This window comes from Streptomyces sp. NPDC047515 (genome assembly GCF_040643055.1).
Lineage (GTDB): Bacteria > Actinomycetota > Actinomycetes > Streptomycetales > Streptomycetaceae > Streptomyces.
The window spans coordinates 1-26,974 of sequence record NZ_JBEYTM010000008.1 but is presented as its reverse complement, the minus strand read 5'-3'; the positions used below and the strand labels follow the sequence as shown (position 1 = coordinate 26,974).

Here is a 26,974-nt window from a genome sequence, read left to right as displayed (position 1 = left end):
TGTTCGCGGACTCGTTCACATCATGCTCGATCGGTTCGGGGAGAGGGCCGGAACCAGTATGTGCCGGTCCGCGGGCCTGCTCCCGCCGGGGTGCCACAGCACGGCGAACGGCGTCTGAACAGGGCCGAAAGGCCCTGCCCCGGGGGCCGGTCAGCGGGCTGGGCGCGGTGCCATACTGGCGCCGCCAAGATCGTCCGGGCGCCACGGACATCTCCCATTCCCGGCCACCCCACTGCGCTGCACCGAGGAGTCACCGGCCCATGAACACTTCGAGCGAGGACTACCACGCACTGCTCGCACGGCATGACGCGATGCGGCTGCGGCGACGCATCCTGGCCCCGTCCGACAACCGCCCCGAACCGAGGAGCGCCAAGGCCCCGCAGGCGTACGACGGAACGGCCGACCAGCTGCTGATCAGCGACTCCCTGCCACTGGTGAGCCCGCTGGAGGAGCTGATCGCCGAGCTGTACCTGCTGCTCTTCGAGCGGCATCCGTATCTACGGTCCCTGTTCCCCGAGTCGATGGCGTTCCAGCAGGTCCACCTCGTAAGGAGCTTCCGCTATCTGATCGGCAATCTGCACCGTACGAACGAGATGATCGGCGTCTTCGAGCAGTTGGGGCGCGACCATCGCAAGCTCGGTGTGCGCCCGGCGCATTTCGAGGCCTTCGAGGCGGCGCTGATCGAAGCACTGCGCGTGCGCGCGGGCGCCCGGTGGACCAGTGCGCTGGAGCGCGCCTGGCTGCGGATGGTGCGGCTGGCGGTTACCGCGATGGTCAGGGGCGCGGACGAGGCGATCGCCGAACCGCCCAGCTGGGAGGCGACGGTGACCTCGCACGAACTCCGCACGCCCGACCTCGCGGTGCTGCGGGTACGGCCGCATCAGCCCTACGCCTTCGAGGCCGGGCAGTACGCGTCCTTGGAGTCGCCGCTGCTGGAACAGGCATGGCGTCCCTACTATCTGGCCCGCGCGCCGCATCCGGACGGTGAGCTGGAGTTCCATGTACGGGCGCGGGGCGCCGGCGGGGTGAGCGATGCGCTGGCGCACGGTACACGGGAGGGCGAAGTCGTCCGTCTCAGCGCCCCGCGCGGCGCGCTGGCGCTGCCCGATCACACTCCGTCCGCGGACATTCTGCTGATCGCCTCCGGTACGGGCTGGGCACCGATGAAGGCGCTGCTCCAGCGGATCGACGCCGACCGGTCGCGTGCGCACCGGGTACGGCTGCTGCTCGGTCCCGCAGCGCCGGAGAACGGGGCGGCGGCCGAAGGGATGTACGACGCGGCGTATCTGGAGGCGTTTTGGCGCGGACGCCCCTGGCTGACCGTCATCGCGGCCGATGCGACGGATGCCCGCTTCGCGGGTGCGGGGCTGCGGGTCCTGAACGGAATACTGCCCCCGCGTCCCGGGGCCGCCGCCCGACAGCACGCCTTCCTGGCCCTGGCCCCGGAGGCCTCCACGACAGAGCCGGCGCGGGCCGTCTCCGAGCGGCTGGTCGCCGCCGGAGTACCGGCCGCGCACATCCATCACGAGACCACCGGCATCGTCGCGGTCACAGAAACGTCTGCCAGTACGACCAGAACCGGGTTGCTATCAGCATGACGATGGCCAGGCACCAGGTCACCGGCACCACGAGGGGGAACTCCAGCACCGCCGCGACCAGGGCGCGTGGGGCGGGCAGGACGCCATGGCGCAGATTGTGCACCGTGGTGTGCCAGAACATGAAGATGGTGGCCACCCATACGAGCACGCACCACAGGCAGAGCGCGCCTATGTCGTACAACGCCTGCGTCATCAGCCACGTGCAGAAGCCGACGCCGAACAGCGTGCCGAGGTTCAGCCCCAACCAGTACCAGCGCCTGTAACGTGCGCCTGCGAGCAGGCCCGCGCCGGCTCCCATCACCACTCCGAAGGCGACCAGCCCGATGAGCGGGTTGGGGAAGCCGAACACCGACGCCTGCTCGCTGCGCATCACATTCGTGCAGGACACCACGGGGCTCAGCGAGCAGGCGGGCACGAAGCCGGGGTCAGCGAGCAGTTCGAACTTGTCGATCGTGATGACGAACGAGCCGAGCAGCCCGAGCGCCGCGGTGATCACCAACAGCCACCCGAACCCCCGTCTCGCCCCGGCGCATTCCAGGTCGTGGCCGGCCTCGGACGCACTGGCGCACTCCAGGTCATGGCCCGTCCCGGACGCACTGGCGCGGATCCGGTCGTCGGCCTCGGGCTCGTCCGCCGTCTTCCCGGCCCCACGCTCCGACAGCTTCATGCCCGCCCCCGTACGGAACCGTCCGGCCAGACGACCTCCACCCGGATTCCTCGCGCACGCGCGAAGGCAACCAGATGTGCGGTGGCGTCCCGGCCGTCCGACGGCGATCCGTCCCACACGGCGAGCACGGTCCCGCACGTCTCCACCAGGCGTTCGTCGGCGCTGACACACGCGTTGCGGTCGGCCGGATCGAAAGCCAGCAGCCGTACGTGCTCGGCCAGTACCAGGAGTTCGCCCGCGGCCGGCCGATCCCGCTCGGGCAGCACCGCGGGAACGGCGCCCTGGGCCGGCAGCAGCACTGTCAGCTTCCGCCCGGCCTCCTGGGCCGCCCGCCCGAACACCAGCGGCAGCCCCGCCCCGACCCGCACCAAGGCCGCCGCACCCTCTGCCAAGCGGTCCAGCCGCGCTCTCAGTTCAGCTTCCACCAGTTCCAGGGTTCTCTTGCCGAGGTCTCTGTGCCCGACAACTGCGATCACCACGATTCCTTCCTGCGCGCACCGCACCGTCCGAACGATCCCGCACGCCACGCCACGGCCCGGCCCGGCCCAGGAGCCGGTAATGGACCGGCCCGCAGCATGCGATGCACCGCAGTGAACCCATCGGAGGTCCGACGCCGCTAGGGCCGTTCGGCCCTGGGGCCGTTCGGCCCTGGCGTGGGGACGGCACCGCACGATGTACTCGTGCGGCAGGTGAGCAGACCAGGAGACGAGGCAGGCCCCATGAGCCACTCATGCCATCAGGCGCCCCAGCCGTCCGCGCGCACGGCTGTGACCACACCATCGGAGACGGCACCGTTTTCGGGTTCGGCGGCCACCGGGCCACGCCGCACGGTCGAATTGACAGGTGCCCAGGCACTGAGCCTGCTCGGCAGGGCGTCGCTCGGGCGAATCGTCTTCACTCAGCGCGCGCTGCCCGCCATCCGACCGGTGAACCATCTGCTGGACCACGGTCGGATCGTCATCCTGACCCATGAGGACTCGGAGCTGTACGCCCAGGCCCGCGACCATGGCGATCGGGGAGTCGTGGTCGCCTACCAGGCCGACGACATCGACCCGCTGACCCATCTGGGCTGGAGTGTCGTCGTCACGGGGTACTGCCGCCCGGTCGCCGATCCGGACGCGCTGACGCGCTACCAGCGGCTGCTCCGCCCCTGGTCGGGCCCGGTGATGAACTGTGCGGTCCACATCCGTCCGCATCTGATCACCGGAATCCGGCTGACCGTCTGACACGACACTCGGAACTTCTGACAGAGCGCCGTGCTCGGGAGATAACCCGGATTCCTGCAGAGTGGTGGCCCCGGAAGGATCTCCGCCCGATTCGGCTCTCGCCAAGTCCTTGCGGACCTGTGCTGACGAGTCCCGCATTCCTGACGCTTCATCAGATCGGTGTGACGTCCTGTGCGGTGCGGCATCGCCACCCCCTACGGCAGGACCATCGAACACAACAGAGCCACCATCACCCTCGCATCACCCCTCATGTGGGCAGGACTTGTGGACGGCACCCCCGCGAGGGAGACGAGCCCGAGACCCGCCGGCACCGCGATCGGCACCGGCCAGTCGCTCCGCCGGCCCAGCCAGGTCCCGGCGGGAACGCCGAGCACGAGGGCGAGCGAACCGGCGACGGACAGCGCCCCGACGACCCGCCCACGGACCTCGGGCGGGAACAGACCCACCGCGACCGGCCCCATCACGGCCCAGAACAGCGCCTGTGCGAGCGCGGTCAGCAGCCGTGCCGCGAGCAGCAGCCAGTAGGAGGTGGCCGACGCCGCGACCAGACTGGACGTGATGAGCGCGGCCAGCAGTCCGGTGAGGACATGACGTCGGGGCACGGTCCGCGTGGTGTGGGCCAGCGGCAGGGACGTCACGGCGACCGTCACGCCGTATCCGGTGACCAGGTAACCGACCGCCGACAGGGACACCCGCAGGTCATCGGAGATGAGTTCCAGCAGGCCGATCGGCAGGTTCTCCGCGGTGTTGAAGGTGAAGGCGGCCAGCATCAGGGCCGCGAGCACCGCCTGCCTGTGCCACGAAGCCGGTTGCGCCGTGACCATACGGCCTCTTCCTGTGCTCGCCCGTCACGCCCGTGCCGTCCCCCCACGATCCGGCCTCGTTCAACCTACACACGATCGCGCCGGTACGGCTCGCCGCCGTGCGGCCGGCCACCTTGCGCGCCTGGGAGCGTAGGGCTGTTGGCCCGGCCCGTACGTGGACGACGGCTCTGGCCGGTCACCGACGCGGGCTTCGTAGAAGGCGTCCCAGCCCATCGGGCCGGTCGGCCGGAAACCTCGGCACCGGCGCTGCACGGAACGGCGCCGGTCCGGCCACACTTTCCGGTGATCAACCCGGGAACCGCTTTCCGGGGCCGACCGTCACGCTACCCAGGAAGCGACGGATCACCGGTCGGACCTTCCGGAAGGAGAGGCGTACGGGACTTGGGGCCGCGACGGGGAGGACGCGGCCGACTTCCTGCTGGGCTCGGGCCCTGGACGTCACCTGACGAGCCAGGTCGACAATGACGCCCGGACCCGCGCCCGCAGGAAGCTCGCAGGCATTCTGCGCACACACGAGAGGGACGGAGCGGTACGCATGCGCAGCACCGCCTGGCTCGTCACCGCCGACCACCCGAACTGACCGGCCCCGCGCGGCGGACCCGATCGCGATGGCCCTGGAGGCGCCCTGACAAAGGATCAGCCGAGGCCCCGGCCGAGAACAGCCCGGAGAACGTTCACCTGCCGATGATGAGCGCCTCTCCACGCAGCTGTTCGCGTCCATGAAACCGGCGCCGAGTGACCGCACATGACTCCGTTGCCGCCCGAGCGGCGCCCACCGGTTCTCAGGACGCGCGCCGACCGGCCCGAGCTGCCGCACGGGTGCGCCCCGTCACGGGCCGGGCTCGTCGAACAGCAGACGGAGCGCCACGGCGCGGTAGTGGCGCACGTGCGCCAGAGCGAGCCGGGCCGCCGCCTCCGTATCGGAGGCGGCGATGGCCTCGTACAGGGCCCGGTGCTCCTCCCACACCGGATGCGGGTCGTCGATCTGCTGGAAGAGCCAGCGCATCCGGCCCTCCAGGGGCTCAAGCGCCGAGGCGAGCAGGTCGTTGCCCGCGATTTCGATGATGTGATGGTGGAAGGCCGTGTTGGAGCGGGAGATCCGGTCGGCCCGGCCCGACCCGGTGGCCTTGCGGGCGCTCTCCAGCAGCCGTTCCAGGCGTTGCACCTGTGCGGGCAGCGCGCGCTCGGCCGCCCGACGGGCCGCGAGCACCTCCAGGGCCTCGCGGAGGTCGAAGAGATTGAGCACATCCTGATGCGACAGTTCGCGCACGACGATGCGGCGCGGTGAGAGCGCCTGCAGGAACCCCTCGCTGAGCAGGACCCGGATCGCCTCACGGACGGGAATGCGCGAGACACCGAACTCCTCCGCGACCTCGCGCTCCACCAGTCTGTCGCCGGGTTTGAGCTGACCCGCGATGATCCGGTCGCGGATTCCCTCGCACACCTGGTCACGCAGCCATGCGCTGCCGCCGTTCGCCGTTGCCGCCTCGCGCTCTGTCACGTGTCGCCCCCGTGTCCCGCCTGCAAAGAAGTTCTTACGGTATACCAAACCCTTGACGCGAGGCCGCCCCATACTCATTCTTTGGTATGCCATAACGAGTAAGGGGCACGTCAGGAGCGTACGCATCTGTCGGCGCCTGCGTTCGCGCGCCCCTGCCACCGCACAGTCCTCAGCTCGACGTCAGCCTCCGCATCGTCATCGCCAGCCGAATCGAGGATCCCGCCATGTCGTCGTCCCTGCCTCCACCCGAGACCGCCCGCTCGACGAGAACCGTCCCGCCGTCCGGCGGGACGGGCGTCGATCCGCGTCCCACACGTACGCGTTGGAAGATCTTCGTCCTTCTTCTGGGCATCGTCGCGCTCAACTACATCGACCGCGGTTCCGTCTCCGTGGCGCTGCCGCTGATCACCAAGGACCTGCACCTGTCCAAGGAGGTCACCGGGTTCGTGCTCAGCGCGTTCTTCTGGACCTATGCGTTGATGCAGATACCGGCGGGCAAGCTCATCGACCGGTTCGGGCCGCGTCGGATGGCAGGGGGTGCCTGCGTCGGCTGGGGGCTCGCCACCTCCCTCACCGCTGCCTCCACGGGCGTCGGCTCGCTGCTCGGCTACCGGCTGCTGCTCGGTGCGGTCGAAGCACCGGTGATGCCGGCCGGCGGCAAGCTCAACGCGCAGTGGCTGCCCGCACGGGAGCGCGGCCGCGGCGCCGTTCTGATGGACGGCGGGGCACCGCTGGGTTCGGCGCTCGGTGGCATCGCGATCTCGGGGCTGATCACCTGGACGGGCAGTTGGCGCGCCAGCTTCGTCATCGCGGGAGCGGTGACGGTCGGCGTCGGCCTGTTCGCCCTCCGGTACCTGCGCGACACCCCGGGCGCCCACCGCTCCGTCAACGCCGCCGAACTCGCCCACATCGAGCGCGCACACGCCGAGGAGGATGCGGCAAGTCCGGTCGCCGACGCGCCGGCCCGGCTCGGCGCCTACCTCAAGTACCGGTCGTTCTGGGGGATGTGCCTGGGCTGGATGGGGTTCAACGGCGTCTTCTACGGCGTGCTGACCTGGGGACCGCTCTATCTCTCCGAGTCCAAGGGCTTCGACATCAAGACCATCGGCTGGTCGACGCTGGTCATCTTCGGCGCCGGTTTCGTCGGTGAGCTGTTCGGCGGCTGGCTCGCCGACCGCTGGCGGGCACGGGGCGACCACGCCAACACGGTCATGCGCACCATGATGGGTGTCGCCGGTGCGGCCGTCGTCGCTGGCCTGCTCGGGGTCGTCCTCGTACCCGATGCCCTGACGGCCGTGCTCCTGCTGTCGATCGTGCTGTTCTTCCTGCGCTGGGCCGGCCTGTACTGGATGCTCCCCTCCGTTCTGGGCGGGCGCTGCAACGCCGGTGTGGTGGGCGCCGCCATGAACCTCTCCGGCAACATCGCCGGCATCGTCACGCCGATCGCGGTCGGCTTCATCGTCGGCGGCACCGGCTCCTACACCTGGGCGCTGCTGTACTTCGTCGGCGCCGGGGCCCTGTTCACCGCTTCGTCCCTTGTCATCGACTACTCCCGGAGGCTTGCCACCCGATGATGGACCAGTCCCTGACCGAGCGCACCCGTCCGATACGGCTCGGCATGCTCACCCCGTCGTCCAACACCTGTCTGGAACCGGTGACGTACGGCCTGCTCGGCACCGACACCACCCGCTTCACGGCGCACTTCGCCCGTGTCCCCGTCACCCGGATCGCGCTCGACGCCGGAAGCGACGCCCAGTTCGACACCGGTCCGATCCTGACGGCGGCCCGGCAGCTCGCCGACTCCAAGGTCGATGTCATCGCCTGGAACGGCACCTCGGGTTCCTGGCTCGGGCTCGCCCGGGACCGCGCGCTGGCCGAGGCGATCACCGCCGGGACCGGCGTTCCCGCCACCACCTCGACACTTGCCCTGCTGGACGCCTGCGCCGCGTACGGGGTGACACGCCTCGGGCTCGCGCTGCCGTACACGCGGGACGTGTGCGAGCGGATCGTGGAGACATACGCGAAGGAGGCCGGCCTGGAGTGCGTCCTCGCCGAGCCGTTCGGCGAGGACGACAACGAGGCGTTCGCACGGATCCCGGCCGCCGATGTCGCCCGTCAGATCGAGGAAGCGGCGGTGACGGTGCAGGACGCCGCCGTGCACGCCGTCGCCGTCGTCTGTACCAACGTGCACGGCGCGTTCGAGGCCGCCCGTCTCGAACGGATCCTGGGCATCCCGGTGTTCGACTCCGTGACGGCCACCCTGTGGAAGGCCCTGGATCTCGCGGGCGCCACCGCCGCACTGCCAGGTCGTGGCACGCTGCTGCACGCCGGAAGCCCGCGTGCCCGGATCCAGGAGACGCTGGAGGCGTTGCTGGCGGCGACCGGGGCGGACCGCACCACCTTCCGCGTCGACCTGCCCGCGCTCGGACTGCACGTGGATCTCACCGCGGGCGAGGCCTGCGGCCCCGGCGTCCGCCCCATCCGCCGCGACGCCTCTCTCGACCAGCGACGTCTCGACACCGTCCGGTGGCTGGCGGAGCACCGCCGTCCTCTCGTCCAGCCGCGGTTCACCGCCGAGCCGCGTCCACCCCGTGCGCTGATCGAGGCGTATGGCGTACGGGCCCAGGTGCTCGTCCCCGTACCGGTGCCGGGTGACGACGCCCTGACCGGCTGGATCTCCGTACACAGCCTGAGCGAGCGCTCCTGGAGCGACGCGGACGTCGCGCACGCCACCGCGGCGGCGAACCGGCTCTCCGCCGTCATCGGCCGGTTCACCGAAACATTCCACTGAAGAGGAGAAACGCCACCATGCCCAAGGACATCCGGATAGCCCTCGGTGTCGATGTCGACGCGGTCGCCGGCTGGCTCGGCAGCTACGGCGGTGAGGACTCCCCCAACGACATTCAACGCGGTGTCTTCGCCGGTGAGGTCGGCACGCCACGTCTGCTCAAGCTCTTCGAGCGCCGCGGCATCCGCACGAGCTGGTTCATTCCCGGCCACTCCATCGAGACGTTCCCCGAGCAGACCCGGATGATCGTCGAGGCGGGGCACGAGATCGGCGCGCACGGGTACTCGCACGAGAATCCCATCGCGATGTCCCCTCAACAGGAGGAGGACGTCCTCGCCAAGTCGGTCGAGCTGATCGAGCAGTTCACCGGGCGCAGGCCCAAGGGGTACGTCGCACCGTGGTGGGAGATGTCGGAATCGACGGCCGCGCTGTTGCACAAGTACGGCTTCAGCTACGACCATTCGCAGAACTACCGCGACTTCACCCCCTTCTACGCCCGGGTCGGCGACTCCTGGACGAAGATCGATTACTCGGGCGAGGCGAAGGACTGGATGAAGCCCCTCATCCACGGTCGCGAGGTCGACCTGGTCGAGTTCTGCGGCAACTGGTACGTCGACGACCTGCCCCCGATGATGTTCAACAAGCACGCCCACAACAGCCACGGCTATGTCTCGCCGCGCGCCCTGGAGCAGGACTGGAAGGACCAGTTCGACTGGGTGCACCGGGAGCTGGACTACGCGGTGATCCCTGTGACGCTGCACCCGGACGTCTCCGGGCGCCCGCAGGTCCTGCTGATGCTGGAGCGGTTCATCGATTACGTCTCCGGGCACGAGGGCGTTTCGTTCGTGACGCTGGAGGACGCGGCGGACGACTTCCGCCGCCGTTTCCCGTTCGAGGGAGAGGAGCGGCCGGCCGACATGCGCTGAGGTGCGGCGGCCTCCGGCGCCCCGCCTCCGCCCGATGCCGCTGTCACGTTCGATGCCGCGCCCGTCGCACACCATGCTGGAGCTCCTCGGCGCGGGCGCGGCAGCGGCACGGCGAGGGCGTCCGGCCGAGTCGTGCATGGCCGGGGGGCGGTGCACTGTGGAAGACGTGGGCCTCAGTGAACGGTTTACGGATCTGCGAGAACCATGGCGGCCGAGCCATGCGCTGCTGGCGATTCCCGTCGTGCTCATCGTCGTGATCGCCTCGGTGGACATCCTCGCGCCGCAGGACATCCGCCTGGGACCGCTGCTGGTCATCGCTCCGGCGATCACCGCCTCGTTCGCAGGCGCGCTCCCGACCGGTGTCATCGGCCTCCTGGCCGTGGCGGCCCAGGCGTACATCGGCCGGCAATTCGGCGTGCTGTCCTCCCGGAGCATGGTGGTGCAGATCGTCGCTCTCGCTCTGCTCTCGGCGCTCACGGTGTGCTTCGCCCTGATACGCGAGCGGCGCGGCCGACAGCTGGCGCGCGTGCGGTCGGTGGCCGAAGCCGCGCAGCGCGTCCTGCTGTGGCCGCTCCCGGACCGGATCGGCCCCCTGCGGGTCGCCTCGCTGTACCTGGCCGCAGAGGACGAGGCCCTGATCGGCGGAGACCTGTACGCGGCCACCCGTGTCGAAGGCGGAACGCGGGTGATGATCGGGGACGTGCGGGGCAAGGGCCTGGCCGCCATCGGAGAAGCCGCCCTCCTGCTCGGCGCCTTCCGCGAGGCCGCCCACCAGCACACCAGCCTGCCCGAACTCGCCACCGCCCTCGAACAGAGCGTCTGCCGCTACGAGGACGACTTCGAGTCGCAGGAGGCGATCGGGGAGTGCTTCGTCACCACACTGCTCCTGGAGATCCCCGACGAGGATCACGTCATCCGCATGACCAGCTGTGGACACCCCGCACCCCTGTTCCTGAGTCCGGGGCGTTCCGTCAGAGTGCCGCGTCTGCGCCCGGCTCCCCCGCTGGGGGTCGGCTGCATGGGTCCCACCAGCTACGCCGTGGACGCGTTCCCCTTCGAGGCCGGTGACACCCTCCTCCTCTACACCGACGGCGTCGCCGAGGCACGCGACCGGGGCGGGGACTTCTACCCGTTCGCGGAACGGGCCGCCCGATGGACGGAGAGCTCCCCGGAGACCCTCCTGAACCATCTGCGACGCGACCTCCTCGCCCACGTCGGTGGGCGGCTGGGCGACGACGCCGCCCTCATCGCGATCCACCGCGATTCCACCGCGCCCCGTCCTGGACACCATCCCGCGAGGATCAACCGCCCCGACGGCTTCCGCCACGGCTCCGGAACAATCGGCCCCCGGCATTGACCGGCATGGTCCAGCACGCGCGGTGACCGGGGACGCCCCCGCCCCGGGGCCCCTGCCGTCCCGGGGCAGGCTGCCGTCCCGGGGGCCACGTCTGCCACAGAGTCCGCCCGGACATCGGGCAAGGGGCCGAGCCACCTCCAACCAGACATTCATGATCGCTTCACCGGGGAGTCGATCGGGCCCCACCAGAGCCTGACGCATGCCACCTGGGCAGCCACGCGAGCGCCGACAAGAAGTACGAGAGCTTCTTCGACACCATCGGATCGATCTTCCCTCAGCCGGACGCGAGATCCTGTCCAACGGCGACATGATCAACGACAACGGCGACGGCAAGGGCCCCGACCACAAGATCGTCTCCGAGATCTTCCAGGCCAACCTCGCCCGCAAGGGCATGACCGACACCCAGTTGCTGATCTCCAACGGCAACCACGACGCGAGCCTCGCGGCGATACGGTCCGGATATCCCAAGGCATGGTTCCCCGACTCGGGCGGCGGCTACTACGAGTCGGAGGTGAAGGGGCTGCACGTCCTCACGGTCAACACCGAGACGTACAACTCCGACACCGCGCAGCGCACCTGGCTGAAGCAGCGGCTCGCCGCGATCACCGCCGACCCGGCGTACTCGGGCAAGCCCGTCCTGGTCCAGGGACACCGTCCCACCACCGGAACGACCATGGACGGACAGCAGGCTTCCAACCCGCGGCTCGCGGAGGATCTGAGCGCCTTCCCGCAGGCCATCCTCTTCTCGGGCCACTCGCACCTGAACATCAACGACGACCGATCGATCCATCAGCGCGACTTCACCTCGGTCAACGACGGCTCGATGTCCTACGTCGAGATCGACCACGGCTACCAGATGGTCACCGAGGACGGCCTCGCCAATCGCTTCGAGTCGCCGACCGCACAGGCGCTCTTCGTGGAGGTCTACAAGGACCGTACGGAGATCGCGCGGGTGAACATGGCCGCGGACAAGCACGACATCTACACCGGTGGCCAGTGGTCGGCGAGCTGGCAGCCGCCGTACGCCAGCGCGGGCACCCTGAGCGGCGCCACCTGGACCGTGCGCCTCAAGGGCTCGACGAGCCAGCAGATCAAGGACAACTTCCGCTACACGGACACCGAACGCAACACGGTGGCGCCGGAGTTCACCACCCGTCGGCCGTTGTCCCGGGTGCAGGACGCGAAGGGCGGCACCGCGCTGCGGATCGCACAGGCCGAGGACGACCAGATGGTGCACCACTACGACGTCGACATCACCGACGCGGCCACGGGCGCCTCGGTCGTCTCGTCCAAGGTCCTCTCGGACTTCTACTTCATGCCCCGGCCGAACACCCTCGACATCCCGGTGCCGGGCGCGGTCGAGGGCAGGCGGTACGTGGCGCGGGTCGTCGCCGTCGACGCGTACGGCAACGCCTCCCCGGCCGCTTCGCTGACGTTCCGCAAGTAGCGCGGCCGGGACCGGGCGGCTCCCTCCCTGGGGTGCCGTCCGGTCCCTGTCCTTGTCGGGTGGCTCAGGTCGCGTCGGGATCGACCGCGGCCCGGCCCCTGGCGCGCCTGCCGACGACCGCCGCCGCCGCGACCGCGCTGCCCGCGAAGGCGAGGGCGACCATCCAGGGCTGGTTGAAGGTGTGCCGGGTGGCATGGTCGACGGAGTACCGGCCGGGTCCGGTCAGGCCGATCGCCGCCGCGGTGAAGCCGAGGAAGGCCGGGTACTCGTAGCCGCCACCCTGTGCGAAGAATCCGGCGGGTGCGTGGACGGCCACGGCGCCCGCCATCGCTCCTGCCGCGGCCGCGCCCGCCGCCGGGGTGGCGAGGCCGAGGGCCAGCAGCGCGCCGCCGCCCGCCTCGCCCAGCCCGGCGGCGACCGCACTGTACTTCGGCGGATGGAAGCCCATGGCCTCCATCGCGGCGGTGGTTCCTTCGATGCCTCCGCCGCCGAACCAGCCGGCCAGCTTCTGGGTGCCGTGCGCGGCCAGTACCGCGCCGGTGCCGACGCGCAGGACGAGCAGACCGAGATCACGTCGGTCGAGGCAGGCCATGGGAGCCTCCGCAAGGGTTCAGGGGTAGCGGGTCGGAACGTTCCGCCCCACGCCGTGGCGGCGGGTGCCGCGTTTCCACTCTCGCTGGCGCGGAGCGCCGGTGTGCCCTGGTGTTACGCCGTCCGGGGGACGGCCCGCCCTGCGTGGCGCTGTAACGCACGCCATTATGCAACTTGTTGCACAATGGCGTTCAGGTGGTCTACAACTGGCGCAACGACACTGCGCGAGGAGCCCCCGCATGAGCCCGTACCCGAATCTGCTGAGCCCGCTCGACCTCGGGTTCACCACCCTCCCCAACCGGGTGCTGATGGGGTCGATGCACATCGGTCTGGAAGAGGTGGAGCGGGGCTTCGAGCGGATGGCCGCCTTCTACGCGGAACGCGCCCGGGGCGGCGTGGGCTTGATGGTCACCGGCGGTATCGCACCGAACGCTCGCGGCTGTTCCTTCCCCGGAGGCGCCAAGATGACCGACGAGACGGAGGCCGAGCAGCATGCGCGGGTCACTGCCGCCGTCCATGCGGCGGGCGGCCGGATCGCCATGCAGATCCTGCATTTCGGCCGGTACGCGCACCATCCCGAGCTGGTGGCGCCGAGCGCGATCCAGGCTCCGATCAGTGCCTTCACCCCGTACGCCCTCACGGACGACGAGGTCGAGGAGACCATCGAGGACTTCGTCAGGGCCGCGGAGCTCGCCCGGCGAGCCGGATACGACGGTGTCGAGATCATGGGTTCCGAGGGCTATCTGATCAATGAGTTCATCGCCGCCGCGACCAATCGGCGCACCGACCGCTGGGGCGGCTCGTACGAGAACCGCATCCGGTTCCCCGTCGAGATCGTGCGCCGGGTCCGTGAGCGGGTCGGCGGCGACTTCATCCTCATCTACCGGCTCTCCATGCTGGATCTGGTCCCCGGTGGTTCCTCCCTGAAGGAGGTCGTGCGACTCGCCCGCGAGATCGAGGCGGCCGGAGCGACGATCATCAATACGGGCATCGGCTGGCACGAGGCCCGGATCCCCACCATCGCCACTTCCGTGCCGCGCGGCGCCTACACCTGGGTCACCGAGCGGGTGCGCGGTGCCGTCTCCGTACCGCTGGTGACGAGCAACCGCATCAACACGCCCGAGGTCGCCGAGGAGATCCTCGCCTCGGGACGGGCGGACATGGTGTCGATGGCCCGGCCGTTCCTCGCCGACCCGGACTTCGTCGTCAAGGCGGCCGAGGGCCGCGCCGGCGCGATCAACACCTGCATCGGCTGCAACCAGGCCTGCCTGGACCACGTCTTCAGCGGCCGGGTCACCTCCTGTCTGGTCAATCCGCGCGCCTGCCACGAGACCGAGCTCATCCTGTCGCCAACCCGCACGGTCAAGCGGGTGGCGGTCGTCGGAGCCGGGCCGGCCGGGCTCGCGTGCGCCGTCTCCGCCTCGGAGCGCGGACACGAGGTGACGCTCTTCGACGCGGCCGAGGAGGTCGGCGGGCAGCTGAACGTGGCCCGCAGGGTTCCCGGCAAGGAGGAGTTCAACGAGACGCTGCGCTACTTCCGTACCCGGCTCGCGGAGGAGAAGGTCGAGCTGCGGCTCGGTACGCGGGTCACAGCCGGTGCGCTCGACGGCTACGACGAGGTCGTCCTCGCCACCGGTGTCACGCCTCGCTCCCCCGCGATCCCGGGCCTGGACCACCCCTGCGTGGTCAGCTATCTCGATGTCCTGCGCGACGGGGCACGGGTCGGCGAGCGGGTCGCGATCATCGGGGCAGGCGGCATCGGCTTCGACGTCGCCGAGTTCGTGACCGACTCGGGGGATGCCGCGAGCCTCGACCCCGAGGTGTTCTTCCGGCAGTGGGGCGTCGACACCGACTACCGCGACCGGGGCGGTCTCCGTGTCCCAGAGCGTCCGAGGACGCCGCGCACCGTGCACCTGATCCAGCGCAAGACCGGCAAGGTCGGTGCCGGGCTGGGCAGGACGACCGGGTGGATCCACCGCACCGAGCTGCGGCACCGCGGCGTCACGATGATCGCGGGCGCCGCCTACGACCGGATCGACGACGACGGGCTGCACCTCACCGTCGACGGCGAACAGCATCTCCTGCCGGTCGACACGGTGGTGCTCTGCGCGGGCCAGGAACCGCGTCGCGAGCTGTACGAGGAGCTCGTCGCCGCGGGCCGTTCCGCGCATCTGATCGGCGGCGCCGAGGTGGCCGCCGAGCTGGATGCCAAGCGCGCGATCCACCAGGGCACGGAGCTCGCGGCCTCGCTGTGACAGATCCGCAAACCCCTGGCACGAGGAGTTTCCGCCGGCCCGGCCCCTTGGAGGAGCTCAGTCATGGGGCCGCCGCCCGGCCGTCCTTAGGATGCACCCCATGTCACTCCCGCACGCGATCCTCACCGCCCTGCTCGAAAAGCCGTCGTCGGGGCTGGAGCTGACCCGCAGGTTCGACCGGTCGATCGGCTACTTCTGGTCCGCCACGCATCAGCAGATCTACCGCGAGCTGGGGAAGCTGGAGCAGGCCGGGCAGATCCGGGCGCTGCCGTCGGAGCAGCCCGCCCGTGGGCAGAAGAAGGAGTACGAGGTGCTGCCCGCGGGCCGGGAGGCGTTGTCCGCGTGGGTGGCCCGTTCCGAGGACCCCAAGCAGATCCGCGATCCGCTGCTGCTGCGGATGCGGGCGGCCGCGGTCGTCGGATCACCCGGCCTGGACGCGGAGCTGCGCCGTCATCTGGGACTGCACCGTCGGCAGCTGGCGGAGTATCTGGAGATCGAGAAGCGCGACTTCCCGCCCGAGCGGAACTCCGAGGAGGACCGGCTGCGGCATCTGGTGCTGCGTGGCGGCATCGATCTGGAGAACTTCTGGATCGGCTGGCTGACCCGGGCACTGGCCCCGGACGAGGACCAGGTGCCGGGTCCGCCGGACCATTGAGACCGACGTCGCCGATCCGCCGGGCGTCCGGACGAGTGAGTCGGGCCCGTGCGTGACGGGCCGCCGGGTGGATGGCTTCCGTACATGGCACACCTCGGCCGGTGAATGTCACGTCACCGCGGGACGTTCCCGGCGGCAGAGCCACCGCGGCGCGTTACGGTCCGCCCACCGGGGTCCGGCCCGGTTCGGGGCGCAGCATCGGCCGGTCCACCGGCCCCCGGCTCCCGATCACCACCCGCGACGGTGATCCGGCCACGGACTTCGGATCGGTCGCGGCCGGGTCGGTGACGGCCAGGGCCTGCGCCTGCGCATGGCTGAGCAGAATCACGCCCCGTACCGCCGCGACCGTGCCGAGCAGCGCCGGGACCAGGCTGATCGTGCCACCCTGGAGGCGTTCGCCGAGCAGGGCCAGGCCGATTGCCGCCGCAGCCACCGGATTGGCGAGGGTGACGACGGCCAGTGGGGCACCCAGACCGCCCCGGTAGGCGGTCTGGGAGAGCAGCAGCCCGCCCATCGCGAACGCGGAGACGAGAAGGGCGACGATCACCAGACGCCGGCTGAGCAGCGGGCCGGTGTGGTGGGTGACGGAGACGGTCAGGGTCTGGGTGAGTGCCGAGGCGACTCCCGAGGTGATGCCGGAGGCCGCCGCATGCCGCAGCCCGGGGCGTGTTCCCGGGCGGCTCAGTCCGGCGACGACAGCCATGGTCGTGGCCCCGACGGCCAGCGCTTCGGGGAGGCTGAGCGTCTCGTGCGGCGCGGTGCCGCCCGCGGTGATCAGCAGGGCACCGAGCCCGAGCAGGGTCAGGATCGTGCCGCGCCATTCGATCCGGGTGACCCGGCGCCCGGCGGTCCTGGCACCCAGCGGGACGGCCGCGACGAGGGTGAGGGCACCGAGCGGCTGGACGAGGGTGAGCGGCCCGTACTTGAGTGCCGCGACGTGCAGCAGCGCGCCGCCCGCGTTCAGTCCGACCGCCGACCACCAGGCGCCCCGCCCGAGCAGTCTCAGGACCCCCGCGTCCGGCTCGGTGCGCCCGGCGAGCCGGGCCTGCGCCACGGCGGCCGAGGCGTACGCGGCGGCGGAGACCAGGGACAGCGCGACGGCGATCAGGGTGGCGTTCATTGCCGCGCTCCGGGCGACGCGTACGAGGACGCGGGGTGGGCCCGCGGTGCGGCGTACGCGGTCGGCGGGGCGGGATCGGCGGGGCGGGGCAAGACCGTCGACGCGGGCGTACTGGCGGTGGCAGGCCATGGGACGTGTGCCCGTACCGGCTCCGTGCGCCGCAGGGGCAAGGCGGCGAAAGCCACCGCGAGGAGCGCGGAGACCACGATCGAGTCGAGCCAGTAGTGGTTGGCCGTGCCGACTATCACCAGCAGTGTGACGAGCGGATGCAGCAGCCACAGCCAGCGCCACCGGCTGCGGGTGGCGACGATCAGCCCCACGGCGACCATCACCGCCCAGCCGAAGTGCAGCGAGGGCATCGCGGCGAACTGGTTGGCCATCGAGTCGGCCGCCGGAGTCGCCCCGTACACCGTCGGTCCGTACACCTGGCCGGTGTCGACGAGACCTGCGGCGGCCAGCAGCCGCGGCGGGGCGAGCGGGAACAGCAGATGAAGGGCGAGCGCGGCGCCGGTGAGCGCGGCGAGGATGCGGCGCGACCAGACGTAGTGGCGTGGGCGACGCCAGTACAGCCACACGAGGAAGAGCAGCGTGGCCGGAAAGTGCACGGTCGCGTAATAGGTGTTCGCGAGGTGGATCAGGGTCTCGTTGTGGAGCAGCAGACTCTGCACCGCGCCTTCGCCGGGCAGGTGCAGGGACCGTTCGAAGTCCCAGACGTTTCCCGCGTTGCGATACGCCTCCTCGACATGACCGTTCGCGGCCTGCCGGCCGAGCTTGTAGATCACGAAGAGTCCCACGACGAGAAGAAGCTCGCGGAGGAGGGGCGGTCGGGCAGTACTGTCCGGCTCCCGATCTGCGGGCTCGCTACCGGCGTACCTCATCCGGTGCCCCTTTGCTGACGAAGCGGTGTTACGGAGGCAGGGCTCAGGCCACGCCATATCGATACGCCAGTGTACCGATACGCGAACGTATCGGTACACGTGCGTTTCGGTACACTGGCGTATCGATGGACCTCGTCGCAGAATCGCTGAGAGGGAAAACACATGGCGCCGCAGGAAGCCGCGCAGGAACCGGCACACACGCCCCGCCGCTCGAAGATCACGCCGGAGCGAGCGCAGGAGTTCTACGCGGCCGTGCTCGACATGCTGAGAGAGTCCGGCTACGAGGCCCTCACGATGGAAGGGGTCGCCTCGCGGACGCGCTGCGGGAAGTCCACGCTCTACCGGCAGTGGGGCTCCAAGCCCGAACTGGTCGTGGCGGCACTCCACGGCACCCGGCGGGTACTGCTTTCACACATCGACACCGGCACACTGGCGGGAGATCTGCGCGAGGCGGCACGGGCCATCGGTGCGGGCTCGGGCCGCGACACCCCACTGATGCACGCGCTCAGCCACGCCGCACTGCAGAGCCCCGAGCTGCTCTGCGCGCTGCGTGAGGCACTGATCGCGCCGGAGATCGCGGCGATCGAAGCGATGGTCCGGCGCGGCACGGAGCGCGGCGAGATCCCGGCGGACACCCCCGCTGCGGAATTCGTCTCCGTGCAGCTGATGGGCGTGATGCGCGCCCGGCCGCTGCTGGAGGGGAAGTACGCGGATGAGGCCTATCTCACCCGCTTCATGGAGAGCGCCGTCCTTCCCGCGCTCGGACTGGACGCGTCCGCGCCCCAGTGACCCCAGAGACGTGGGTCGCCGTCCGAGCGGATGACGACGACCCGCTCGCGCCGCACCGTGGGGACGGGGGCGGCGCACCATCCGGGCGGCCGGTGACTCCTTCGGGAGTCGCCGGCCGCCCGTTTTCCCTTCCCCCTCGCCCGTCCTGAGCGACCCTCTCGCCCGCCCTGGCCGATCACGACCGGCGCAACGGAAATCGGCACGGCGATCGTCATGGTCTCCCCATTCCGCTTCCGCCTCCGACAGGACCGATGCGGAACGGCGATCATTCTCGCCCCCTTGACGATATGAACAACGCCTCTTATCGTCGCCATGACGAGAACGGAGGGGATCCGACATGGCCGACATCACCCGGCGCTTCGGCTGGCGCCACCTGCGCTCCGCACCCACTGCGCACATCCGCCACCACAAGCGCGGCCGGCTCGCCCACGACGGGCCGGGGCTGAGTTTCTGGTACCGCTCCCTGACTGCGGCGCTCTCCGAAGTGCCGGTCAACGACCGGGAGTTGGCGATGGCCTTCCATGCACGCACGTCCGACTTCCAGGACGTCACCGTGCAGGCCACCGTGACGTACCGGATCAGCGACCCGGCCGAGGCCGCTGCCCGCCTGGACTTCTCCGTCGACCCGGACACCGGGGTGTGGCGCGGCGCACCGCTGGAGCAGATCGCCACCCTGCTCACCGAGACCGCTCAACAGCACACGCTGGACGTACTGGCCAGGACCGCGTTGGCCGAGGCACTGGTCGACGGTGTCGCATCGGTGCGCGACCGGGTCGGGGCCGGGCTCGTCGCGGAACCCCGACTGCCCGCCACCGGCATCGATGTGGTCGCGGTGCGGGTGGTCGCCATCCGTCCCGAGGCGGAGGTGGAGCGCGCCCTGCGCACCCCTGCCCGCGAGCAGATCCAGCAGGAGGCCGACCGGGCCACCTACGAGCGCCGCGCCGTTGCCGTGGAGCGGGAACGGGCCATCGCCGAGAACGAACTGGCCAGCCAGATCGAACTTGCCCGTCGCGAGGAGCAGTTGGTCGAGCAGCGCGGCACCAACTCCCGGCGCGAGGCCGAGGAGAACGCGGCGGCCGACAAGGTGCGTGCCGAGGCGGAGGCGGCGCGCAAGGTACGCCTGGCACGGGCCGAGGCCGAGGCCGCACGCGAGGTCGGCGCCGCGCGCGCGGAGTCCCAGGCGGCCTGGCTGCGGGTGCACGGCGAGGTGGACGCCGCGACCCTGCACGCCATGGCAGCGACGAGACTGGCGGAGAACCTGCCCCGCATCGACAGCCTCACCCTCTCCCCCGACGTCCTCACCGGCCTGCTCAGCAAGCTCGGCAGGACCGGTCCCGAGCCCCGGCCGTGAGCCTCGCCCCGCGCGCGGTCCTGGTCCACCGCACCACGGAGTACGAGGAGTTGCTGGCCCGGCACGGCACGCACGGCCAGGCCGCGTTCTTCCTCTCCCGCCGAGGCCGGTCCATCGACGAGGTGGCCCGGCGGCACCGACACACCCAGCAGGCGCTCGCCGATGTGGCGGCAGCCGTACCGCTCCAGTGGCGGCAGTCGCGGGTGGAGCGCGCCGATCTCGACCGCTTCCTGTTCGCGCCCGAGGACGTGGTGGTCGTCGTCGGACAGGACGGACTGGTCGCCAACGTCGCCAAGTACCTGTCCGGTCAGCCCGTCGTGGGCATCGACACCGACCCCGGACGCAATCCGGGGGTGCTGGTACGCCACCGTCCCTCCGACGCGGCCGGCCTGCTCCGGACGGCCGCGGCCCCCGGCGGCGCGGCGGACGAACTCACCATGGTCGAGGCGGTCTCCGACGACGCCCAGCGCCTGCTCGCCCTGAACGAGATCTATCTCGGTCCGCCCGGCCATCAGACCGCCCGTTACCGGATCGGCCCCGACGCACCCGGCGCCGCCACCGAACCGCAGGCCTCGTCCGGTGTCCTGGTCGGCACGGGCACCGGCGCCACGGGCTGGCTCCGCTCACTGTGGCAGGAACGCCACAGCGCCCTGCCGCTCCCGGCACCCACCGATCCCCGGCTGCTGTGGTTCGTCCGCGAGGCCTGGCCGTCGCCCGCGACCGGTACCTCGCTGGTCGCGGGCGAACTGGGGCGCGGACAGGGGCTGAGGCTCACCGTCGAGTCCGACCGGGTGGTGGTCTTCGGCGACGGAATGGAGACGGACGCGCTGGACCTGACATGGGGCCAGACGGTCCGGCTGGGCATCTCGGAGAATTCGCTGCGGCTGGCGGTCTGACGACCCGAACCACACACCTGACGGGGGCGGTTGCCGTACCGGTGCCCCTGAAGAGCTGTCGGGCGTCGGTCCGGCCCCGGTGACGATCCCGCGACCTCGGGCAGCCGGTGGCGCTCCGGCCGGGGCGCGGCAGTCGGCGCGGGCACCCGCTCCGAGCGGGGCCCGTACGCGAACGGGCAGGACGGGCTCACCCGGCGGAGCCGCTGTCCGGCCCCCGCGAACGAATGGTGGTCCGTACGCTTCCTTCCACGTACACCGGAGTGTCGAGGCCCCGCGCCCGCAACACTCCGCGCCGACCCCGAGGAGCACCATGGACACCGCCCCCGACGAAGCCCTCCCCCGCAACTCCCGTCCGCCGCTGGCGCAGGCGGCGCTCGGCGTGGGCGTCATCGTGCAGGACGCCCACGGGCGCGTGCTGCTCGGCAGACACCACAGCGGCACGTGGGAACTCCCCGGTGGCAAGGTCGACCCGACCCATGAGTCCATCGCCGCTGCCGCCGTCCGTGAGCTCCACGAGGAGACGGGCCTGGAGGTCGATGTGGCCGACGTGAGGGTGTTCGCCATGCTCCATGACGTGGTGGCGGGGATCAACCGAGTGTCGATGGCGGCCGTGGTGACCCTGGAGTCGGGACACCCTCGGGTGACCGAGCCCCACCTGATCAGCACCTGGCAGTGGACCGCACTCGACGCGCTGCCGCGGCCGTTGTTCGGTCCCTCGGCGCAGGTGCTCGCGGCCTGGCGCCCCGATCTCTCGATCGAACACCCTCCGGCACACCGGCTGACCGTCTCCGCCGCCGACGACGCCTCGTGACCGCGGCCGGCCGCTGACGTTCGGATCACTCCGGGCCCACGTGCCCCGGCGCCGCTCACCGATCCGGCCTGATCGAAACGGAAAGACCTCAGCCGAACCGGTGACCGCGGCGCCGCGCGACGGCCAGTATGGCCATGTCGTCCTGGTGGCCGTCGCAGGTCCAGCGGGCGACATCCGTGGTCACCGCATGGACCAGGTCGTCGGGATCCCTGAAACAGGTGCCGGTGAGGATGGTGGACGCACACGGGTCGTAGAAGGCGCCCGTGCGATTGCGCGCCTCGGTGACACCGTCGGTGATCAGGAGCAGCAGCGCGCCGGACGGCAGCGGGAAGACATCGGTGAGGGTGTCGCCGTCCGGCATGGCCACCGCGCCCAGCCCCATGCCCAGAGGCAGCTGCGGGCGGGTGGCGTCGAGCCGTGCGACCGCACCGTCGTGGAGCAGATACGGGCCCGGATGGCCACGGTTGACCAGGCGCAGCAGCTCGCCGTCGCCGGGCACTTCGGCCAGCACGGCCGTGGTGAAGTCCTCGCCGGACGTCTCGCTTCCGCTGCGGCTCGACTCCCTGCTCAGCGCGTCGTCCAGGCGCTGGGCCAGTTCGGCCAGCGTGGGGGCGTGTTCGGCCTCCTGACGGAACGCCCCGATCGTCACCGAGACGGCTGCGACCGCCTGGACTCCCTTGCCCTTCACATCCCCGATGATCATGCGCACCCCGTAGGGCGTCTCCTGCACCGCGAAGAGGTCGCCGCCGATCCTCGCCTCGGCCTGTGCGGCGGTGTACCCGGCGGCGACGGCCAGCGGCCCGGCCCGCGACGGCGGGTCCGGCAGCACCGCCAGCTGCACCGCCTCGGCGATGACCCGAGCGCGCGCGAGATCCCGCCCCTGACGCTGCAACAGCAGATTGACCGCGAGGGCCAGAATCCCGATGAGGCCGACCACGGCCAGATCGACGAAACTCGCCGTGGCGGAACGCCCCCGGACGAGGTCCAGCGCCAGCGACACCCCGCAGGCGAGGCTCGCGACGAGAACCGCCGCCCGGAACGACAGCATCGCTCCGGCAATCAGCGGCGCCGCGGCCAGCAGCGGAAGCCCCATGTACGGCTGGGGCGCGAGGACGTTCAGCAGCACACCCGCCACCAGGGCCGGTGCGACGAGCAGCCAGCCCGCCCACGCCGCTGTGCGCCGACTCTCCTGCACCTGCACTCCCTGTCGCACCCCTCCAGCATCCCAGAATTGAACGTATCACCCGTAATGTCCACATATACCCCACCAGTGGATCGGCTCCCGCTCGGCCCCGGGCCCCGTGGCGCCATGGGGCCGACGGCGCCGAATGGGCAGGGCGGAACGGACCGGGGCGACGTCATCGGTGAGCGTGGGCCCGTCAGGCGGGCGACGGGTCGGGGCGGGCGGCGGGTCGCTGCGCCCGTGGCGCGGGACATCCGCGGCACGAGGTGCGGGACGCACTCGACCGCCTGCGGGTCGTGGCGCCACCACGCCCGGTCCTCGCGGGCCACCGGCACGCGGCACAGACCCCGGTCCGCGGCGGCCACCCATCAGGCGAACGCTCCCGCCCCCTGACCGTTCTCACCGCACACTTGTGACCATGCTGAATCGAGTAGCCGTACTGTCCGACATCCACGCAGTCCTGCCGGCCTTGGAGGCCGTGCTCGCCGATCCGGACGTGCAAGCCGCGGATCGCATCGTGCTCACCGGTGACATCACCGCCGGTCCGCAGCCGAACCAGGTCCTCGACCGGCTCGTCGGCCTCGGCGACCGCGTCGTGTGGATCAGCGGCAACGCCGACCGCGAACTCGTCGAATACCGCCGCGGACAGCGCGACTCGATTCCCGATCCGATCGCCCCCTGGGCCGCCGAGCAGCTGCGCGAGGATCACCTCGACCTGCTCGGCTCGTTGCCTCGGTCGCTCTCCCTGTCCGTGCGCGGCCTCGGGAAGGTGCTGTTCTGCCACGCGACTCCCCGTGACGATGAAGAAGTCGTCCTGGTCGACTCCCGCCTCGACCGTTGGAAAGCGGTCTTCGGCGGACTCGACGACGACGTGCGCACCGTGGTCTGCGGCCACACCCACATGCCGTTCGTCCGCCTCGCCCACGGCCGGCTCGTGGTCAACCCCGGTAGTGTCGGCATGCCCTACGGAAGAGCGGGAGCCCATTGGGCCGTTCTCGGACCGGGCGTCGAACTGCGCACCACGGCGTTCGACATCGAGACCGCCTCGGCGCAGATCGGGCAGGACTCCGGCTACCCGGAAATCTCCGATTGGGCCGACTACTTCCTGCACGCCCGCGCCACGGACGAGGACGCTCTACGGGCCTTCGCCCCACGGGACGGCCGCGAGCACGCGCCCTGACATTCCCCCTCGGCGCCCCGGCGAGCAGGGCGGGCGGACCGCTCTCGGCGATGACTCCCACGGCCTCGACCGCGTGCACGCCGCTCAGCAGCCGCACTCGGTGCGACGCCCCGGCCGAGAGCGGTTCGGGCGGCGCGGGAGCCGGGCACGGCGGCCGTCCCCCGATCCGCCCCGGCAGCGTTCCGTTGTGATCGGTATCGTCACTTGTTCGAAAGTTCGCGAGCCCGGACCGGATTCCCGTATCGCTGGGTCAGCGGTACATGGGCCCGAGGCGCCGGAGCGTATGAGGAGCAGCGATGAGCCCTGAAGCCATACTCCGACAGGCGGCCGCCGAGGACATGAGGGCCATCCCCGCCGGGGAGATCGTCCTGCGGGACGAGGGCACCAGGACGAACTGGAAGGTCGCGGTCGGGGCCTTCCGGCTGGCGCCGTATCCCGTGACCACCGAGTTGTACCTGGCTGTCCGGGGCGAGGTGCCCGCGGGCCCGTCGGGCCCGCGGGCACCGGTGACGGAGGTTTCCTGGAAGGAGGCCGTCGGTTTCTGCAATCTGCTCTCGCGAGCGACGGGACTCGAACCCTGCTACGCGTTCGGTGACGATCCCGACGGGCAGGACGTGGTCTGTGACTGGGAGGCCGACGGCTACCGTCTCCCGTCCGAGGCGGAGTGGGAGTACGCGTGCAGGGCCGGGACGTCCGACGCCCGCTACGGAGAGCTGGACGAGATCGCCTGGCACCGCGGCAACTCCGGTGGCACGGTGCACGATGTCGCGACGAGGGCACCGAACGCGTGGGGGCTCCACGACATGATCGGCAACGTGTGGGAGTGGTGCTGGGACGTCTACGATCCCAGCGTCTACGGCCCGTACCGTGTCTTCCGTGGTGGCGGCGCGTACGACCGCCCCCGGGGGTGCCGGGCGTCCTGCCGCCGCAAGAGTCACCCGACCTTCCGCATCGACGACCTGGGTTTCCGGCTCGCACGATCGAACTGAGCCGGGGATGCGCAGCGCGCCCGGCGGCTGTCCCCCGCTCCGGGGCGGCCGCCGAGCCGGGCGCCCATTTTGTGAGTTCCTCTCAGGCCGGGGCACCTGCGGTGAACGTGACCGGCAGGTATTCCGGGCCACGCAGGCCGCCCGGCCGCCACCGCAGTTCGCCGGGCGGCACCGCGAGGGCGAGGCGTGGAAGTCGGTGCAGGACGGTGCCGACGGCGATCTGGCCTTCGAGCCGGGCCAGCGGGGCACCCAGGCAGTAGTGGATGCCGTGCCCGAACGCGAGGTGCGCGTTGTCCCTGCGGGCGATGTCGAGGCGGTCGGGGTCGGGGAACTGCTCCGGGTCGCGGTCGGCGATGGCGGAAGCGATCAGCACGGTCGCACCGCGCGGAATGTCCACCCCGGCGAGGGTGACGTCCTCGCGCGCGAACCGGGCGATGCCGGGGTTGACGGGTCCGTCGTAGCGCAGGAACTCCTCGATCGCGCCGGGCAGCAGCGCCGGATCGTCCCGCAGCATCCTCATCTGGTCGGGGTGGGCGAGCAGTGCTGCGATGCCGCTGCCGATGAGGTTGACCGTGGTGATGTAGCCGGCCACGAGCAGCAGGAAGGCCATGGCGATCAGCTCGTCCTCGTCCAGCCGCTGCTGCTCGTCCCGGGCGACGACCAGTGCGCTGAGCAGATCGTCCCCGGGCTGGGCGCGTTTGGCCTCCAGAAGCCCGGTCAGGTAAGAGCGCATCCGGCGCCACGCCCCGTCCATCCGGGCCGGGTCCGGTGGTTCGGCCCCTCTCAGGACCATGTCGTCGGTCCACTGCTGGAAGTCGTGCCGGTCGGTCACGGGCACCCCGAGCAGTTCGCTGATCACGGTGACCGGGAGCGGCAAGGCGTAGCTCTCGATGAGGTCGGCGCGACCGGCCGGCGCGATCTCGTCGAGCAGTCGGTCGGCGATGTCCTGGACGCGGGGCCGCAGCTGCGCCACCCTGTGCGCGGTGAACGCCCGGGAGACCAGTCGGCGCAGACGGGTGTGGTCGGGCGGATCGGCGCGGAGCATGTTGCGCAGTACGGACTCGCGGTCGCTGGTGGGCAGCCGTTCGGCGAAACGGGGATCCGACGCATCACGGACGTCGCTGCTCAGTTGCGGGTGGGACAGGGCCGCGAGGCCGTCTTCGTACCGCGTGACCAGCCAGGCTTCCAGGCCCCCGGCAACGACACCGCGCCGCACCGGGCCCTCCTGGCGCAGTTGCCGGTAGAACGGAAAAGGGTTCGCCACGAAGGCCGGATCGCCATAGGGCAGGAGGACCGGCTGCTGACTCATCATGCCTCCCGTGGGGCATCGCGCCTGTTCGCGCATATTTGTGCGATTTTTATCTGATTCATCCCAGCCTAATGGGCCGGGGGCACCATCGAGGGAACATACGGCCCGAGCCCGACACGGCATACCGGCCGGGCCACCGCTCCTCGGACGCTCTCGGGTCGGAACCCGGCGCGTTTGGCCTCACGCCGTACCGGTCCTTCGCGGGGCGATCGTGATGGCCAACGGTCCCGACGGGCATCGCCTCGCCCCACTCGGCCCTGGTGTTCGACGCGATCATCGCGCCGAAGCCGATGACCGGGCCAGCCCCCAAACCGGCGCGATGGCGGGCCTGTTGTGTCGATTTCTGGGACATGCGCTTCCGGTTGACGCCGGCCGTCCGCCTGAGACATTTCTAGGTCGGCCAGTTGACCTGCCCGTTCTCGACCTCGAGCACGTGCGGCGTCACGGATTCGTGGAACCTGATGCAGCCGATCCGGATCGCGGCGTTGTCCGCGATCCGATGGGTACTGTGCACTCGGGCGGCCAGCCAAGGGCTGTCCCGTAATCCCTGGTGGATCAGCGTGCGGCGTCAGATGCGGTGCATCGCAAGGCGGAGGGACGCCCGAATACTGGATGTATTCGGGCGTTCCGACA

General features: G+C 70.7%; 23 protein-coding genes and 1 pseudogene. 15 read left to right on the top strand and 9 right to left on the bottom strand.

Going from position 1 to position 26,974, the window contains the following annotated elements:
• Positions 1 to 260 precede the first annotated feature (260 nt).
• Positions 261 to 1,598 carry a globin domain-containing protein gene (locus ABZ826_RS08980; protein WP_361444929.1) on the top strand — a complete coding sequence of 446 codons (1,338 nt, stop codon included), beginning with the start codon at positions 261 to 263 and terminating at the stop codon, positions 1,596 to 1,598.
• Here ABZ826_RS08980 and ABZ826_RS08975 read toward each other — a convergent pair.
• Together ABZ826_RS08975 and ABZ826_RS08970 are read right to left on the bottom strand one after the other, a co-directional pair.
• A complete protein-coding gene (locus ABZ826_RS08975; RefSeq protein WP_361444469.1) occupies positions 1,549 to 2,265 on the bottom strand; it encodes a vitamin K epoxide reductase family protein in 717 nt (238 codons plus the stop codon). The genes ABZ826_RS08980 and ABZ826_RS08975 overlap by 50 nt on opposite strands.
• Positions 2,262 to 2,741 carry a hypothetical protein gene (locus ABZ826_RS08970; protein WP_361444926.1) on the bottom strand — a complete coding sequence of 160 codons (480 nt, stop codon included), beginning with the start codon at positions 2,739 to 2,741 and terminating at the stop codon, positions 2,262 to 2,264. Before ABZ826_RS08970 ends, ABZ826_RS08975 begins: the two co-directional genes overlap by 4 nt.
• A 243-nt stretch (positions 2,742 to 2,984) precedes the next feature.
• On the opposite strand from ABZ826_RS08970, the gene ABZ826_RS08965 reads away from it, so the two are divergent.
• On the top strand, positions 2,985 to 3,491 hold the full coding sequence (locus ABZ826_RS08965; RefSeq protein ID WP_361444466.1) for a pyridoxamine 5'-phosphate oxidase family protein: 507 nt from the start codon (positions 2,985 to 2,987) through the stop codon (positions 3,489 to 3,491).
• Positions 3,492 to 3,772: 281 nt separating this feature from the next.
• Here the strand turns inward: ABZ826_RS08965 and ABZ826_RS08960 are convergent.
• Both ABZ826_RS08960 and ABZ826_RS08955 read right to left on the bottom strand, forming a co-directional pair.
• Positions 3,773 to 4,315 (bottom strand): annotated as a pseudogene (locus ABZ826_RS08960) (MFS transporter); the annotation flags it as partial.
• A gap of 829 nt (positions 4,316 to 5,144) precedes the next feature.
• A complete protein-coding gene (locus ABZ826_RS08955; protein WP_361444463.1) occupies positions 5,145 to 5,816 on the bottom strand; it encodes a GntR family transcriptional regulator in 672 nt (223 codons plus the stop codon).
• Between the two features lie 224 nt (positions 5,817 to 6,040).
• Between ABZ826_RS08955 and ABZ826_RS08950 the strand changes: the two genes are divergently transcribed.
• The 5 genes from ABZ826_RS08950 to ABZ826_RS08930 all read left to right on the top strand — a co-directional run bounded on the left by ABZ826_RS08950 (position 6,041) and on the right by ABZ826_RS08930 (position 12,334).
• Positions 6,041 to 7,390 carry an MFS transporter gene (locus ABZ826_RS08950; RefSeq protein ID WP_361444460.1) on the top strand — a complete coding sequence of 450 codons (1,350 nt, stop codon included), beginning with the start codon at positions 6,041 to 6,043 and terminating at the stop codon, positions 7,388 to 7,390.
• On the top strand, positions 7,387 to 8,607 hold the full coding sequence (locus tag ABZ826_RS08945; protein WP_361444457.1) for a hypothetical protein: 1,221 nt from the start codon (positions 7,387 to 7,389) through the stop codon (positions 8,605 to 8,607). The genes ABZ826_RS08950 and ABZ826_RS08945 overlap by 4 nt, the downstream gene beginning before the upstream one ends.
• 17 nt (positions 8,608 to 8,624) lie before the next feature.
• Positions 8,625 to 9,530, top strand: coding sequence for a polysaccharide deacetylase (locus ABZ826_RS08940; RefSeq protein ID WP_361444454.1), 906 nt, complete (start codon positions 8,625 to 8,627; stop codon positions 9,528 to 9,530).
• A gap of 166 nt (positions 9,531 to 9,696) precedes the next feature.
• Positions 9,697 to 10,887 (top strand): PP2C family protein-serine/threonine phosphatase, encoded by a 1,191-nt coding sequence (locus tag ABZ826_RS08935; protein ID WP_361444451.1) that lies wholly within the window; start codon positions 9,697 to 9,699, stop codon positions 10,885 to 10,887.
• A gap of 307 nt (positions 10,888 to 11,194) precedes the next feature.
• The gene (locus ABZ826_RS08930; protein WP_361444448.1) at positions 11,195 to 12,334 is read left to right on the top strand and encodes a hypothetical protein; all 1,140 of its coding nucleotides are present in this window, start codon (positions 11,195 to 11,197) and stop codon (positions 12,332 to 12,334) included.
• Between the two features lie 64 nt (positions 12,335 to 12,398).
• On the opposite strand, the gene ABZ826_RS08925 is transcribed toward ABZ826_RS08930, so the two are convergent.
• Positions 12,399 to 12,926: a DoxX family protein gene (locus ABZ826_RS08925; protein WP_361444445.1), complete on the bottom strand. Its 528-nt coding sequence runs from the start codon at positions 12,924 to 12,926 to the stop codon at positions 12,399 to 12,401.
• A 238-nt stretch (positions 12,927 to 13,164) separates the two neighbouring features.
• Here ABZ826_RS08925 and ABZ826_RS08920 point away from each other — a divergent pair, with 238 nt between their 5' ends.
• Complete coding sequence (locus tag ABZ826_RS08920) at positions 13,165 to 15,180, top strand: NADPH-dependent 2,4-dienoyl-CoA reductase (protein WP_361444442.1); 2,016 nt, start codon at positions 13,165 to 13,167, stop codon at positions 15,178 to 15,180.
• A gap of 100 nt (positions 15,181 to 15,280) precedes the next feature.
• Entirely contained in the window at positions 15,281 to 15,835 is a 555-nt protein-coding gene (locus ABZ826_RS08915) for a PadR family transcriptional regulator (RefSeq protein ID WP_361444439.1), read from the top strand.
• Between the two features lie 154 nt (positions 15,836 to 15,989).
• Here ABZ826_RS08915 and ABZ826_RS08910 read toward each other — a convergent pair whose 3' ends face one another.
• Both ABZ826_RS08910 and ABZ826_RS08905 read right to left on the bottom strand, forming a co-directional pair.
• A complete protein-coding gene (locus ABZ826_RS08910) occupies positions 15,990 to 16,955 on the bottom strand; it encodes a hypothetical protein (RefSeq protein WP_361444436.1) in 966 nt (321 codons plus the stop codon).
• On the bottom strand, positions 16,952 to 17,833 hold the full coding sequence (locus tag ABZ826_RS08905; protein WP_361444433.1) for a phosphatase PAP2 family protein: 882 nt from the start codon (positions 17,831 to 17,833) through the stop codon (positions 16,952 to 16,954). Before ABZ826_RS08905 ends, ABZ826_RS08910 begins: the two co-directional genes overlap by 4 nt.
• Before the next feature lie 162 nt (positions 17,834 to 17,995).
• Between ABZ826_RS08905 and ABZ826_RS08900 the strand changes: the two genes are divergently transcribed.
• The 4 genes from ABZ826_RS08900 to ABZ826_RS08885 all read left to right on the top strand — a co-directional run bounded on the left by ABZ826_RS08900 (position 17,996) and on the right by ABZ826_RS08885 (position 21,680).
• Positions 17,996 to 18,622: a TetR/AcrR family transcriptional regulator gene (locus ABZ826_RS08900; protein WP_361444431.1), complete on the top strand. Its 627-nt coding sequence runs from the start codon at positions 17,996 to 17,998 to the stop codon at positions 18,620 to 18,622.
• Positions 18,623 to 18,959: 337 nt separating this feature from the next.
• Positions 18,960 to 19,973 (top strand): SPFH domain-containing protein, encoded by a 1,014-nt coding sequence (locus ABZ826_RS08895; protein WP_361444428.1) that lies wholly within the window; start codon positions 18,960 to 18,962, stop codon positions 19,971 to 19,973.
• Positions 19,970 to 20,869, top strand: a complete 900-nt coding sequence (locus ABZ826_RS08890) for a hypothetical protein (protein WP_361444425.1) — start codon at positions 19,970 to 19,972, stop codon at positions 20,867 to 20,869. Before ABZ826_RS08895 ends, ABZ826_RS08890 begins: the two co-directional genes overlap by 4 nt.
• A 310-nt stretch (positions 20,870 to 21,179) precedes the next feature.
• Entirely contained in the window at positions 21,180 to 21,680 is a 501-nt protein-coding gene (locus ABZ826_RS08885; RefSeq protein ID WP_361444422.1) for an NUDIX domain-containing protein, read from the top strand.
• Positions 21,681 to 21,768: 88 nt separating this feature from the next.
• Here ABZ826_RS08885 and ABZ826_RS08880 read toward each other — a convergent pair whose 3' ends face one another.
• Complete coding sequence (locus ABZ826_RS08880; RefSeq protein ID WP_361444419.1) at positions 21,769 to 22,875, bottom strand: PP2C family protein-serine/threonine phosphatase; 1,107 nt, start codon at positions 22,873 to 22,875, stop codon at positions 21,769 to 21,771.
• A gap of 406 nt (positions 22,876 to 23,281) precedes the next feature.
• Here ABZ826_RS08880 and ABZ826_RS08875 point away from each other — a divergent pair, with 406 nt between their 5' ends.
• Both ABZ826_RS08875 and ABZ826_RS08870 read left to right on the top strand, forming a co-directional pair.
• On the top strand, positions 23,282 to 24,043 hold the full coding sequence (locus ABZ826_RS08875) for a metallophosphoesterase family protein (RefSeq protein WP_361444416.1): 762 nt from the start codon (positions 23,282 to 23,284) through the stop codon (positions 24,041 to 24,043).
• Positions 24,044 to 24,339: 296 nt separating this feature from the next.
• Complete coding sequence (locus ABZ826_RS08870; RefSeq protein WP_361444413.1) at positions 24,340 to 25,032, top strand: SUMF1/EgtB/PvdO family nonheme iron enzyme; 693 nt, start codon at positions 24,340 to 24,342, stop codon at positions 25,030 to 25,032.
• Between the two features lie 82 nt (positions 25,033 to 25,114).
• Here ABZ826_RS08870 and ABZ826_RS08865 read toward each other — a convergent pair whose 3' ends face one another.
• Positions 25,115 to 26,341 carry a cytochrome P450 gene (locus ABZ826_RS08865; protein WP_361444410.1) on the bottom strand — a complete coding sequence of 409 codons (1,227 nt, stop codon included), beginning with the start codon at positions 26,339 to 26,341 and terminating at the stop codon, positions 25,115 to 25,117.
• Positions 26,342 to 26,974 lie beyond the last annotated feature (633 nt).